Here is a 13,381-nt window from a genome sequence, read left to right as displayed (position 1 = left end):
TCAGCCCTGGCAGGAGCGAATTTTCCGGCGCGTCGAGTTAGCGCTCGACCTCGCCGCGGATGAACTTCTCGACGTTCGCGTAGGCCTCGTCGTCGAAGTACTGGACCGGCGGGGACTTCATGAAGTACGAGGACGCCGACAGGATCGGGCCGCCGATGCCGCGGTCCTTGGCGATCTTCGCGGCGCGCAGGGCGTCGATGATGACACCCGCGGAGTTCGGGGAGTCCCAGACCTCGAGCTTGTACTCCAGGTTCAGCGGGACGTCACCGAACGCGCGGCCCTCGAGGCGGACGTACGCCCACTTGCGGTCGTCCAGCCAGGCCACGTAGTCCGAGGGACCGATGTGGACGTTCTTCTCGCCCATGTCGCGGTCAGGGATCTGCGAGGTGACGGCCTGCGTCTTCGAGATCTTCTTGGACTCGAGGCGGTCGCGCTCCAGCATGTTCTTGAAGTCCATGTTGCCGCCGACGTTGAGCTGCATGGTGCGCTCGAGCCGGACACCGCGGTCCTCGAACAGCTTCGCCATCACACGGTGGGTGATGGTGGCGCCGACCTGGGACTTGATGTCGTCACCGACGATCGGGACGCCCGCCTCGGTGAACTTGTCCGCCCACTCCTTGGTGCCGGCGATGAAGACCGGAAGGGCGTTGACGAACGCGACCTTGGCGTCGATGGCGGCCTGGGCGTAGAACTTCGCCGCGGCCTCGGAACCGACGGGCAGGTAGCAGACGAGGACGTCGACCTGGCGGTCCTTGAGGATCTGGACGATGTCGACCGGGGCCTCGGCGGACTCTTCGATGGTCTCGCGGTAGTACTTACCGAGACCGTCCAGGGTGTGGCCGCGCTGGACCGTGACGCCCTTGTTCGGGACGTCGCAGATCTTGATGGTGTTGTTCTCGCTGGCACCGATGGCGTCCGAGAGGTCGAGGCCGACCTTCTTCGCGTCGACGTCGAAGGCGGCGACGAACTCGACGTCACCGACGTGGTAGTCGCCGAACTGCACGTGCATCAGACCCGGGACCTTGGACGCCGGGTCGGCGTCCTTGTAGTACTCGACGCCCTGCACCAGCGAGGCGGCGCAGTTGCCTACGCCGACGATGGCTACGCGAACCGAACCCATTCCGGTTGCTCCCTGTGTGTACGAGTGAGGCCCTGAATGGGCGCTCACGTGGCGGTTTCGTCGGGCAGATCCGCCCCGGGGGTGTCCCCGGGGCGGGGCAGGCCGCCCGTCGATCCAGATGTGGTGTTCTGTTGAGCGGGCCCCCCGGAGGCGGGACCTGTCAGGTCCCGTCCGGCCCGCTCGCTCTCGATGAGCTCATTCAGCCAGCGCACTTCGCGCTCCACGGACTCCATGCCGTGGCGCTGCAGCTCAAGCGTGTAGTCGTCGAGGCGCTCCCGGGTGCGCGCCAGGGAGGCGCGCATCTTCTCGAGGCGCTCCTCCAGCCGGCTGCGACGGCCCTCGAGTACGCGCATACGAACGTCGCGCGACGTCTGTCCGAAGAAGGCGAAACGAGCGGCGAAGTGTTCGTCCTCGTACGCGTCGGGACCCGTCTGCGAGAGCAGATCCTCGAAGTGCTCCTTACCCTCCGCCGTCAACCGGTAGACGATCTTGGCGCGACGCCCTGCGAGTGGAGCGGCGAGGGCGTCCTCGTGGGTGTTTCCCGGTTCCTCGATCAACCAGCCGTTGGTGACCAGCGTCTTGAGGCAGGGGTAGAGCGTGCCGTAGCTGAACGCACGGAACACGCCCAGTGACGTATTGAGCCGTTTGCGCAGCTCATAGCCGTGCATCGGAGACTCGCGGAGAAGGCCCAGGACGGCGAACTCGAGGATCCCGGCACGCCGGCTCATCGTCGCCTCCTCTCGGCCTTATGTCGTGCTGATGTATCGACTCGATACATCACGACGATAGAACGGCGTTCCGGATGCGACAAGAGGGGAGAAGGTGAACGGGATCACATCAGCGATTCATTGAGGGCAAGTTGCCTGGTTTGGGATGAACTTCGGGGCTAGGCGGGTTTTGACGGTGCGTAGTCTGTGCGCCATGCACACCACCGGGACCCATGAGACGCCGGGGGGCGTCGAGGTCCTCGGTGCAGTACGGGTGAATGCGCGACCGACCGCATCCGTACTTCGGGGGGACAGGAAACCAGCCGCCCTTTCCAGGCGCGCACGGATGCGCCTGCCCGAGGAGTAATCGTTCGATGAGCGAGCACCGTCGCAAACCGCCGCAGCCGCAGGGAGGCGGACGTGCCGCGGCCCGACGCGGCCAGTCCGGTCCGTCCTCCGGCCGCCGCGCGGCACCGCGAGGCGCCACCGGATCTCCTGCCGACTACGGGTTGGGCCACGGGGCCGGAGGCGAGGAGCAGTCGCACAGCAGCCGTGCCGACGCCCGGCGCGCGTCCCAGAGAGACTCGGGCGGCCGGCGCAGAGCGGCCGAGCCCACAGGGGGCCGCCGCGGAGGCCCGACCGGCCCCGGACGGGGCAGAGGGCGACCGGCGCCCGACAGCAAGCGTCTGATCGACTACCCGCGCGCCGGCAAGTACGGCTGGCAGCGCTGGATGCCGTCCTGGAAGCTCGTCGCGGGCCTGTTCGTCGGCTTCGTGGGCAGCCTGGTGGCCGTTGCGGGCATCGGGTACGCCATGGTGGGCATCCCGGACGTCGCCAAGACGGCGACTGCGCAGAACAACGTCTACTACTGGAAGGACGGCAGCCAGATGGTTGCCACCGGTGGTGAGACGAACCGGCAGAACATCGACCTCTCGCAGATCCCGGAGGAGATGCGCTGGGCGGTGATCTCGCAGGAGAACAAGACCTTCTACGACGACAGCGGCATCGACCCCAAGGGCATCGCCCGTGCCGTGTTCAACATGGCGAGGGGCGGCCAGACGCAGGGTGGATCGACGATCACCCAGCAGTACGTCAAGAACGCCATGCTGAACGACCAGTCGCAGACGATCTCCCGGAAGTTCAAGGAGATCTTCGTGTCCATCAAGGTGGGCGCCGAGGTCGACAAGGACCAGATCATGCAGGGCTACCTGAACTCCGCGTACTACGGGCGCAACGCCTACGGAATCCAGGCCGCCTCCCGCGCCTACTTCAACAAGGACGCGATCAAGCTCAACCCCGGCGAGTGCGCGTTCCTGGCCGCCATGCTGAAGGGCGCCACGTACTACGACCCTGCCGGCACGACCTCCGTCGACCCGGTCGGCGCCACGTCCGCGGCCAACAGCAAGCGGGCCCGGCTCCAGATGCAGGACACCCTCGACAAGATGGTCGAGTACGGCCATCTGGACGCCTCGGTGCGGGCCAAGTACACCGACCTCCCCAAGTGGCAGAACCCCCGCTCGAACACCGACCTGAAGGGCCAGATCGGCTACCTCGTCGACCTCGCCAACGGCTACCTGGTCACCAACAGCAAGACGACCGGGATCACCCAGGACCTGCTCCAGCAGGGCGGCTACTCGATCTACACGACCTTCGACAAGAAGAAGGTCAAGGAGCTCGAGGCATCGGTCACGAAGGTCCAGAAGGCCAACATCAAGCCGAAGGAACGACCGGACACGGACACGCACGTCCAGTTCGGCGGGGCGTCCGTGGAACCGGACACCGGTGCCATCCGGGCTATCTACGGCGGTGAGGACGCCACCAGGCACTTCACCGACAACGCCGACCAGACCGGTGCCCAGGTCGGTTCGACGTTCAAGCCGTTCGTGCTGGCCGCCGCGATGACGTGGGGCGTGCGGGATCCGGATCTGGGGTCGTCGCAGGCTCAGGACGAACGCACCATCGTGTCGCCCAAGAGCCTGTTCAGCGGCAAGAACAAGCTCAAGATCGAGAACTACGACGGTTCGGTCTGGAAGAACGAGAAGGGCGAGGAGTGGCTTCAGACCAATGACGGCAACGTCTCTCTGGGGACTCCGCCCAAATACAAGATCGACCTCCGGGAGGCAATGCGCGAGTCGGTGAACTCCGCCTTCGTGCAGCTCGGCATGGACGTCGGTCTGGACAAGGTGAAGGATTCCGCCGTCAGCGCGGGCCTGAAGGAGTCCAGCCTGACCAACAGCGGCTTCCCGTCGTTCTCGATCGGCATCTCCGACCCGAGCGCGATCCGGATGGCGGGTGCGTACGGCACCTTCGCCGCCAGTGGTAAGCAGCGTGATCCCTACTCCGTGGAGAAGGTCACGAGCGAGAAGGGTCAGATCTTCACGCACGAGACCAAGACGGAGCAGGCGTTCACCGCGAAGGTCGCCGACAACGTCACGGACGTCCTGAAGACGGTTGTCGAGAAGGGCACCGGTACCAACGCCCAGCTGCCCGGCCGCGAGGTGGCTGGCAAGACCGGAACCACCGACGGCAACAAGTCGGCCTGGTTCGTGGGCTACACCCCGCAGCTGTCGACCGCGGTCACCATGTTCCGCTACGACGACGACGAGTCGAACAAGAACCGCACGTTCCTGAAGATGTTCGGAACGGGTGGCCAGGAGAAGATCCACGGTGCCTCGTTCCCGGCGCAGATCTGGCACGACTACATGGCCGAGGCGCTGAAGGGCACGAAGGCGGAGGACTTCCCGGAGCCCCAGCCGATCGGCGAGGTCGTGAACGCGGAACCGTCCCCGACCCCGACGCCTTCGGTCACCGAGACCGAAGAGGAGTCGCCGTCGCCGTCCGCGTCTCCCAGCGAGACGGAGGTCGAGCCCTCGCCTTCGGCGTCCGAGACCTGCTCGAACTTCTTCGACTGCCAGGACGACAGTGCGGGGACGACCGACGGAAACGAGAACGGCGGAACAGGGGAGACCACTCCGACACCGACGGCCACGGAATCGGACGGCAACAGCAGAGGCAACGGAAACGGTGGCTTCTTCGGAGGCCCGGGCGGCTAGCCGCACCGTCGTCCAGCTTGGGCGTTTCACGTGAAACATGCGCATGTTTCACGTGAAACGAGGGCCGCTCCACCGAACGAGGTGGGGCGGTCCTCGGCGTTTTCCTAGGTCCGTACGGCAGGATGTCGCTCATGCCCAGTGCAGAATCGACGCCGACGCGCGCGCACGAGCCGGATCCGGTGAAGCCGACCAGCGATGACCCGGTGGCCACGGCCGGCAGTGAGCTGATCGGCGGTCCCCTGGGCCGCCGGGCCCTGCTCGGGACGTCCTGGTGGACTCCCGTGCGGATCATCGCGCTCGTGGCGATCGGGATGTTCGCCCTAGGACTGATCCAGAAGGCGCCTTGCTACAACGGCGGCTGGTTCTTCGGTGCCACCACCCAGTACACGCACGCCTGCTACTCGGACATCCCGCACCTTTACCAGGGACGCGGTTTCGCCGACGGACTCGTGCCGTACTTCGACAAGCTCCCCGGCGACATGGACTACCTCGAGTACCCGGTGCTGACCGGCGTGTTCATGGAGGTGGCCAACTGGCTGACGCCGGGCAGCGGCAGCATCCAGGACCAGGAACAGTGGTACTGGATGGTCAACGCCGGGATGCTGATGGCGTGCGCGGCCGTCATCGCCGTCTGTGTGGCCCGGACCCACGCCCGGCGCCCCTGGGACGGCCTGCTGGTCGCCCTGGCGCCCGCCTTCGCGTTGACCGCCACCATCAACTGGGACCTGCTGGCGGTCGCTCTGACGGCCGCGGCGATGCTCATGTGGTCGCGGGGCCGGTCCCTCGCCTTCGGCGTCCTCCTGGGGCTCGCCACGGCCGCCAAGCTCTATCCCGTCTTCCTGCTCGGTCCGCTGTTCGTGCTGTGCTGGCGGGCGGGGAAGTGGCGGGACTTCGGAAAGGCCCTGGGCGGTACGGCCGTTGCCTGGCTGGTGGTGAACCTGCCGGTCATGCTCTTCGCCTTCGAGGGATGGTCGAAGTTCTACCGGTTCAGCCAGGAACGGGGCGTCGACTTCGGCTCCTTCTGGCTGATCATGGCGCAGAACTCCAGCGATCCCCTCACCACCGACAGCGTCAACACCCTCGCCACGCTTCTCGTCGTGTTGTGCGCCGCGGGCATCGCCGTACTGGCGCTGACCGCGCCCCGCCGGCCCCGGTTCGCCCAGCTGGCCTTCCTGATCGTGGCCGCCTTCATCCTCACCAACAAGGTCTACTCGCCGCAGTACGTCCTGTGGCTGGTGCCGCTGGCGGTGCTGGCCCGGCCGAAGTGGCGGGACTTCCTGATCTGGCAGGCGTGCGAGGTCGCCTACTTCCTGGGCATCTGGATGTACCTGGCGTACACGATGAGCGGAGACGCCCACAAGGGTCTGCCGACCGACGGCTACCACTGGGCCATCGGCGTGCACCTGTTGGGAACGCTCTACCTGTGCGGCGTGATCGTGCGGGACATCCTGATGCCGGAACGGGACGTGGTGCGGCAGGCGGGCGACGACGACCCCTCGGGCGGCGTGCTCGACGGGGCGGAGGACGTCTTCGTGCTCGGCGCCGCGGCCCATCCGCCCCGGCATGCCTCCCACTTCGACGGGCCGCAGGTGGACTGGGGCAAGCAGGACACCACCGACAGTTCGCTCTGAGCGAACAGGGTGCCGTCCGAGGCATCAAGGCCAGGCAGCGGGCCGACGGGAAAGGCCGTACACGGAGTCTTCGTGTACGGCCTTCTTCGTTGCTGCGTTCTTCGGCGCTCGCGCCTCAGCGGTCCACGATCCGGTCGAACTGGGTGGTGGTGTGCCGCAGATGGGCCACGAGCTCATCGCCGACGTGCGGCTCCGGCGCGTCCGAGGGCACGAACAGGATGGAGACCTGCATGTGCGGCGGCTCGGCGAACCAGCGCTGCTTGCCGCCCCAGACGAACGGAGAGAGGTTCCGGTTCACCGTGGCCAGGCCAGCCCGGGCGACGCCCTTGGCGCGCGGCATGACGCCGTGCAGGGCCTTGGGGGCCTCCAGACCCACGCCGTGCGACGTACCGCCCGCCACGACCACCAGGAAGCCGTCGGAGGCCGCCTTCTGCTGCCGGTAGCCGAAGCGGTCGCCCTTGGCGACCCGCGTGACGTCGAGGACGGCACCGCGGTACTCGGTGGCCTCGTGGTCCCCCAGCCACAGCCGCGTGCCGATACGGGCGCGGAAGCGGGTCTGCGGGAACTGCTGCCGCAGCCGGGCGAGTTCGTCGGCCTTGAGGTGGCTGACGAACATCGTGTGCAACGGCAGCCGGGCAGCGCGCAGCCGGTCCATCCAGCCGATGACCTCCTCGACGGCGTCGGAGCCGTCGGTGCGGTCCAGCGGGAGGTGGATGGCGAAACCCTCGAGCCTGACGTTCTCGATGGCGGCGTGCAGCTGCGGCAGGTCCTGCTCGCTGATGCCGTGCCGCTTCATCGACGACATCACCTCGATGACCACCCGAGCGCCCACGAGGCCGTACACGCCGTCGATCGACGACACGGAGCGCACGACCCGGTCGGGCAGCGGGACGGGCTCCTCACCGCGCCGGTAGGGCGTCAGCACCAACAGGTCGCCGCCGAAGAAGTCCTTGATGCGCGCGGCCTCGTACGTCGTGCCGACGGCGAGGACGTCCGAGCCCAGCCGGGTGGCCTCCTCGGCCAGCCGGTCGTGCCCGAAGCCGTAGCCGTTGCCCTTGCAGACCGGGACGAGTCCCGGGAACTGCTCCTGCACGTGCTTGTGATGCGCCCGCCAGCGCGCGGTGTCGACGTAGAGGGTGAGCGCCATGGCCGGACCTGGGACCTTTCTCGTGGCTGCGGTGTGGGGAAACGCGTCAGAGGTGTCAGAGGTATGGAATCACTGAACGTGACGTCAGCGGCGCGACATGTAGATGTCGAGAGCCTTGTGGAGCAGCTTGTTCAGCGGGAAGTCCCACTCGCCGAGGTACTCCGCGGCCTGTCCGCCGGTGCCGACCTTGAACTGGATCAGGCCGAAGAGGTGGTCGGTCTCGTCCAGCGAGTCGGAGATGCCTCGCAGGTCGTAGACGGTGGCGCCGAGCGCGTAGGCGTCGCGCAGCATCCGCCACTGCATCGCGTTCGAGGGGCGGAACTCACGGCCGATGTTGTCGGACGCGCCGTAGGAATACCAGACGTGACCGCCGACGATCAGCATCGTCGCCGCCGACAGGTTCACGCCGTTGTGGCGGGCGAAGTACAGCCGCATGCGGTTGGGGTCCTCGGTGTTGAGGGCCGACCACATGCGCTGGAAGTAGGAGAGCGGACGCGGCCGGAAGTGGTCCCGCACGGCCGTGATCTCGTACAGCCGCTGCCACTCCTCGAGGTCGTGGTAACCGCCCTGGACGACCTCGACGCCGGCCTTCTCGGCCTTCTTGATGTTGCGGCGCCACAGCTGGTTGAAGTTCTTGTGGACCTCTTCAAGGGAACGGTTCGCCAGCGGCACCTGATAGACGTAGCGGGGCTGGACGTCGCCGAAGCCGGCGCCGCCGTCCTCGCCCTGCTGCCAGCCCATGCGGCGCAGCTTGTCGGCCACCTCGAAGGCGCGCGGCTCGATGAAGTCGGCCTCGATGTCACGCAGTCTCTTCACGTCCGGGCTCTGGATGCCGGCCTTGATGGAGGTGGCCTCCCAGCGGCGGATGATCACCGGCGGGCCCATCTTCACCGAGAACGCGCCCTGCTGCTTGAGGTGCGCCAGCATCGGTTCCAGCCAGTCGGTCAGATTCGGCGCGTACCAGTTGATGACCGGGCCTTCGGGAAGGTAGGCCAGGTAGCGCTTGATCTTGGGCAGCTGTCGGTAGAGGACGAGGCCCACGCCGACCAGTTCACCGGTGCGCTCGTCGAACCAGCCGAGGCTCTCCGAACGCCACTCGGCCTTGACATCGGCCCAGGCCGGAACCTGCATGTGGCTCGCCGACGGCAGGCTCTGGATGTATGCCAGATGCTGCTCGCGGCTGATCGTCCTCAGGGTCAGGCTCATTCGGGGCGCTCCTCGGGCTGGTGTGTCCCCATGGGTACAGGGGCTCCGGCTCTCGCGCCGAAGCCTACTGCGCCTTGCGAGCTGCCTGACTGGGCGTACGGCACCTGCGCCCCGGCCCGCGTGCGGCCGGGGCGTTCCGTCCGGATTCGTAGGTGTCCTACGCGTCTTCCGGCGCGGACGGTGCCCGTGGTGCGGGCACCGTCCGTACCGGTCGGGTCACCAGATTCCGCCGAAGAGGCCGCCGTGAGCCATTCCGATGAAGAAGCCGAAGCCCGCGGCACCGAGACCCAGGATCAGACCGAAGCGCTCACGGGTGGTCTCGGAGATCCACTGTCCGTACGCGCCGGTCAGGATTCCCACCAGGCCGGCCCAGGAGCTGAGCAGATGAAGACTGTGGAAGAACGACGTGATGAAGGCCGTCAGGCCGAGCACCAGCGTCACTGCCAGCAGGGTGTCCTGGATTGGATGGGCTTTGCCGTCGGTGGCGAAGAGAGAACCGGCGGTATTGGGTCGCAATGCCTGTGCCATGGGGCACCTCCTGCGAAAGGCGGCGCATCGTAGCGCCATACACACCCGACGTGTACAGACTGACGGTCATCCACGCCGGATTTCAACCGGAAGCGTGTGTGCAGGTAGTCTGTACCCTCTGCACCGGTGTCTGCCCAGGCTTGCCAGGGTGTCCGTCCAGCTGAGAGCGGGGAAGTCGCCAGCCGACCCCCGATTGTCAGTGGCGGCCGATACCGTTGCGTACGCATCACAACCCTCCTGCCACGGATCGACCGTGGCCGCTGAGTCCAAAGGAGGTGGGTTCCACATGCGTCACTACGAAGTGATGGTCATCCTCGACCCCGATCTCGAGGAGCGCGCTGTCTCCCCGCTGATCGAGAACTTCCTCTCCGTTGTCCGTGAGGGCAACGGAAAGGTGGAGAAGGTCGACACCTGGGGCCGTCGTCGTCTCTCGTACGAGATCAAGAAGAAGCCCGAGGGCATCTACTCGGTCATCGACCTGCAGGCCGAGCCTGCGGTCGTCAAGGAGCTCGACCGCCAGATGAACCTGAACGAGTCGGTCCTCCGGACCAAGGTCCTCCGTCCCGAGACCCACTGAGCTCTCCCGCTCAGCTGATCTCGGGATTCTGAGTAGCAGCACTAGCAGCCAGCAGCAAACCCGCCGAGAGGTTCCCCCATGGCAGGCGAGACCGTCATCACGGTCGTCGGCAATCTTGTCGACGACCCCGAGCTGCGCTTCACCCCCTCCGGTGCGGCGGTCGCGAAGTTCCGTGTCGCGTCCACTCCCCGCACCTTCGATCGCCAGACGAACGAGTGGAAGGACGGCGAGAGCCTGTTCCTGACCTGCTCGGTCTGGCGTCAGGCGGCGGAGAACGTCGCGGAGTCGCTCCAGCGAGGCATGCGCGTCATCGTGCAGGGCCGGCTGAAGCAGCGGTCCTACGAGGACCGTGAGGGCGTCAAGCGCACGGTCTACGAACTGGACGTCGAGGAAGTCGGCGCCAGCCTGCGCAGTGCCACGGCCAAGGTCACCAAGGCTTCCGGCCGCAGTGGCCAGGGCGGCCAGGGTGGTTACGGCGGTGGTGGCGGTGGCGGCCAGCAGGGCGGCGGCTGGGGTGGAAACTCCGGCGGCGGCCAGCAGGGCGGCGCCGCTCCCGCCGAAGACCCCTGGGCCACGGGCGCTCCCGCCGGTGGCAACCAGGGTGCCGGTGGCGGTGGCGGCGGCTGGGGTGGAAACTCCGGCGGCAGCAGCGGTGGTGCCGGTGGCGGCTACTCGGACGAACCCCCCTTCTAGGCCGTTCGGGCCCGGATCTCCGGGCGCGTCCGGGTCGAGGGTGGGTCGTATCCCAACTTCTTGATCACACAGGAGAAACACCATGGCGAAGCCGCCTGTGCGCAAGCCTAAGAAGAAGGTCTGCGCTTTCTGCAAGGACAAGGTCACGTACGTGGACTACAAGGACACGAACATGCTGCGGAAGTTCATTTCCGACCGCGGCAAGATCCGTGCCCGCCGCGTGACCGGCAACTGCACGCAGCACCAGCGTGACGTCGCCACGGCCGTCAAGAACAGCCGTGAGATGGCGCTGCTGCCGTACACCGCTCAGGCGCGATAAGGGAAGGGTGACCGACAAATGAAGATCATCCTCACCCACGAGGTCTCTGGCCTCGGTGCCGCCGGCGACGTCGTCGACGTCAAGGACGGTTACGCTCGCAACTACCTGATCCCGCGGAATTTCGCTATCCGCTGGACCAAGGGTGGCGAGAAGGACGTCGAGCAGATCCGTCGTGCTCGCAAGATCCACGAGATCCAGACCATCGAGCAGGCCAACTCTGTGAAGGCCCAGCTCGAGGGCGTGAAGGTCCGTCTGGCCGTCCGCTCCGGCGACGCCGGTCGTCTCTTCGGTTCCGTCACCCCGGCTGACATCGCTTCCGCGATCAAGGCTGCCGGTGGCCCCGAGGTCGACAAGCGCCGCATCGAGCTCGGCTCGGCGATCAAGACCCTGGGCGCCCACGAGACGTCCGTGCGTCTGCACCCCGAGGTTGCCGCCAAGGTCAACATCGAGGTCGTCGCGGCCTGATCGCTGCGTTTGGCTCGAAGAGCTGAGAAGGGGCCGCACCCTGTGGGGTGCGGCCCCTTCTGCTTGCTTGTTTCACGTGAAACGGTCGGTCTGTGCGCAACCGGCGGCCGTTTCACGCGGCCGCCGGTTTCACGTGAAACAGTCAGCGCGTGGCGCCGGTGATGATCCAGCGGCCGGAGCGGGCACGCAGCCAGAGAGTCAGCATGCGGACCGCCATCATCAGCGTCATCGCTCCCCACACCGCGGTGAGACCACCGCCGAGAACCGGCACCAACAGGGCCACGGGAGTGAAGACTGCCAGGGTGAGCACCATCGCCCAGGCGAGATAGGGACCGTCTCCGGCACCCATCAGCACACCGTCCAGTACGAAGACGATGCCGCAGATGGGCTGGGAGAGCGCCACCACGAGAAGAGCCGGCAACGCGGCCTCCTTTACCGCAGGGTCGCTGGTGAAGAGCGGCAGGAACACGGGGCGGGCGATCACGACCAGCAGACCGAGCAGCGCACCCACGGCGATGCCCCACTGGACCATGCGGCGGCAGACGTCACGGGCGCCCTGGGCGTCGTCGGCACCGAGATACCGACCGATGATGGCCTGTCCGGCTATGGCGATGGCGTCGAGGGCGAAGGCCAGCAGGCTCCACAGGCCCAGAGCGATCTGATGTGCCGCGATGTCGTCGTCCCCGAGGCGGGCGGCCACGGCGGTGGCGATCATCAGAATGGCCCGCAGCGAGAGCGTGCGGACCAGCAGGGGAACCCCGGCCTGGGCGGAGGCCCTGATGCCGGCGGCGTCGGGGCGCAGAGACGCGCCGTGGCGCCGGGCTCCACGGACCACCACGGCGAGGTAGGCCACGGCCATGCCCCACTGGGCGATCACGGTGCCCCAGGCAGAGCCGGCGATTCCAAGGCCCGCGCCGTAGACGAGGCCGACGTTCAGCGCGGCGTTGGCGACGAAGCCTGCGACGGCAACATAGAGCGGTGTCCTTGTGTCCTGAAGTCCACGCAGGACACCGGTCGCGGCCAGGACGACGAGCATGGCCGGGATACCGAGTGCCGAGATGCGCAGATAGGTGGTCGCATAGGGGGCGGCGGTGTCCGAGGCGCCGAAGAGTTCCACGAGTGCCGGGGCAGCGGGAAGGGTGGCCGCGATCACGGCGGCGCCGAGCAGCAGCGCCAGCCAGATGCCGTCCATGCCCTGGCGGATGGCTGCCGGCAGGTCACCGGCGCCCACGCGGCGCGCTACGGCGGCGGTGGTGGCGTAGGCGAGGAAGACGAAGACGCTGACGGCTGTCATGAGAAGCGCGGAGGCGATGCCGAGCCCGGCCAGTTGGGCGGTGCCGAGATGGCCGACGATCGCGCTGTCGGCCATGACGAAGAGAGGCTCGGCGACGAGCGCGCCGAAGGCCGGGACGGCCAGTGCGACGATCTCTCGATCGTGCCGCCGTCGGACGGTCTCGGGGGACGCGGGAGCCTGTGTCATGAGCACCAATCTAATCGTCCACAGGTAAGAGATCCAGTCACCTTATGACCCTTACCCACCCTCACGCCGTGTAGTGTCTTGCGCGCCGTTCGAAGAGATCTTGGTCCGACCGGGAAACTTTTTCTTCTGCACAGCCGGTGGATGGTGAAGGTGCAGGTCAGCGGCGCTCCGCAAGAAAAGACGAGGGCTTGTTCACAGGGCTGTCCACCGGGTCGTGCACAGGTTTTGCGGAGTTCTCCACAGCATCGGGGCCGTCGTCCACATGGCCTGTGGATAACCAGATTGGCTGACGGTGCCGACGGGCCTACCGTGGTCCGGCGCCCGCTCCGTTCGTCGGCCGAGGAAACCCTCATAAAACCGACGCGCCACAACCGGAGTTGGCGCTCTCGATTGTCAGTGCCGTGCCGTAGAAAGAAGGCATGGCGAGGTCCGCTCGGCGGACGGGAGGAGGTTGC

General features: G+C 67.0%; 12 protein-coding genes. 6 read left to right on the top strand and 6 right to left on the bottom strand.

Features of this window, described 5'->3' with window-relative positions; all coding sequences use genetic code 11:
- Positions 1-37 precede the first annotated feature (37 nt).
- On the bottom strand, positions 38-1,120 hold the full coding sequence (locus tag ACFVYS_RS14245) for an inositol-3-phosphate synthase (RefSeq protein WP_389501924.1): 1,083 nt from the start codon (positions 1,118-1,120) through the stop codon (positions 38-40).
- A 44-nt stretch (positions 1,121-1,164) separates the two neighbouring features.
- On the bottom strand, positions 1,165-1,848 hold the full coding sequence (locus ACFVYS_RS14240) for a PadR family transcriptional regulator (RefSeq protein WP_267019417.1): 684 nt from the start codon (positions 1,846-1,848) through the stop codon (positions 1,165-1,167).
- A gap of 353 nt (positions 1,849-2,201) precedes the next feature.
- Here ACFVYS_RS14240 and ACFVYS_RS14235 point away from each other — a divergent pair, with 353 nt between their 5' ends.
- Together ACFVYS_RS14235 and ACFVYS_RS14230 are read left to right on the top strand one after the other, a co-directional pair.
- On the top strand, positions 2,202-4,880 hold the full coding sequence (locus tag ACFVYS_RS14235) for a transglycosylase domain-containing protein (protein WP_389501922.1): 2,679 nt from the start codon (positions 2,202-2,204) through the stop codon (positions 4,878-4,880).
- A 131-nt stretch (positions 4,881-5,011) separates the two neighbouring features.
- The gene (locus ACFVYS_RS14230; protein ID WP_389501920.1) at positions 5,012-6,511 is read left to right on the top strand and encodes a glycosyltransferase family 87 protein; all 1,500 of its coding nucleotides are present in this window, start codon (positions 5,012-5,014) and stop codon (positions 6,509-6,511) included.
- Positions 6,512-6,626: 115 nt separating this feature from the next.
- On the opposite strand, the gene ACFVYS_RS14225 is transcribed toward ACFVYS_RS14230, so the two are convergent.
- From ACFVYS_RS14225 to ACFVYS_RS14215, 3 genes are all read right to left on the bottom strand, one after another.
- Entirely contained in the window at positions 6,627-7,658 is a 1,032-nt protein-coding gene (locus ACFVYS_RS14225) for an alanine racemase (RefSeq protein ID WP_020130668.1), read from the bottom strand.
- Between the two features lie 84 nt (positions 7,659-7,742).
- Positions 7,743-8,864 carry a peptidoglycan bridge formation glycyltransferase FemX gene (gene femX, locus ACFVYS_RS14220; protein WP_020130669.1) on the bottom strand — a complete coding sequence of 374 codons (1,122 nt, stop codon included), beginning with the start codon at positions 8,862-8,864 and terminating at the stop codon, positions 7,743-7,745.
- Between the two features lie 216 nt (positions 8,865-9,080).
- Complete coding sequence (locus ACFVYS_RS14215; protein ID WP_389501918.1) at positions 9,081-9,392, bottom strand: hypothetical protein; 312 nt, start codon at positions 9,390-9,392, stop codon at positions 9,081-9,083.
- A 286-nt stretch (positions 9,393-9,678) separates the two neighbouring features.
- Here ACFVYS_RS14215 and rpsF point away from each other — a divergent pair, with 286 nt between their 5' ends.
- The 4 genes from rpsF (at position 9,679) to rplI (ending at position 11,446) form a co-directional block, all read left to right on the top strand.
- Complete coding sequence (rpsF, locus tag ACFVYS_RS14210; protein WP_006604399.1) at positions 9,679-9,969, top strand: 30S ribosomal protein S6; 291 nt, start codon at positions 9,679-9,681, stop codon at positions 9,967-9,969.
- Between the two features lie 78 nt (positions 9,970-10,047).
- On the top strand, positions 10,048-10,662 hold the full coding sequence (locus ACFVYS_RS14205) for a single-stranded DNA-binding protein (protein WP_020130671.1): 615 nt from the start codon (positions 10,048-10,050) through the stop codon (positions 10,660-10,662).
- 82 nt (positions 10,663-10,744) lie between these two features.
- Positions 10,745-10,981, top strand: a complete 237-nt coding sequence (gene rpsR, locus ACFVYS_RS14200) for a 30S ribosomal protein S18 (protein WP_020130672.1) — start codon at positions 10,745-10,747, stop codon at positions 10,979-10,981.
- An 18-nt stretch (positions 10,982-10,999) separates the two neighbouring features.
- Positions 11,000-11,446: a 50S ribosomal protein L9 gene (gene rplI / locus ACFVYS_RS14195; protein WP_020130673.1), complete on the top strand. Its 447-nt coding sequence runs from the start codon at positions 11,000-11,002 to the stop codon at positions 11,444-11,446.
- 142 nt (positions 11,447-11,588) lie between these two features.
- Here rplI and ACFVYS_RS14190 read toward each other — a convergent pair whose 3' ends face one another.
- Positions 11,589-12,926 (bottom strand): MATE family efflux transporter, encoded by a 1,338-nt coding sequence (locus ACFVYS_RS14190; RefSeq protein WP_389501916.1) that lies wholly within the window; start codon positions 12,924-12,926, stop codon positions 11,589-11,591.
- Positions 12,927-13,381 lie beyond the last annotated feature (455 nt).

Origin of the sequence: Streptomyces sp. NPDC058295 (assembly GCF_042880655.1) — a bacterium.
In the GTDB taxonomy this organism is placed as follows: Bacteria; Actinomycetota; Actinomycetes; order Streptomycetales; family Streptomycetaceae; genus Streptomyces; species Streptomyces coriariae.
The sequence above is the reverse complement of the archived record's forward strand: the minus strand, read 5'-3'. Positions and strand labels throughout refer to the sequence as shown.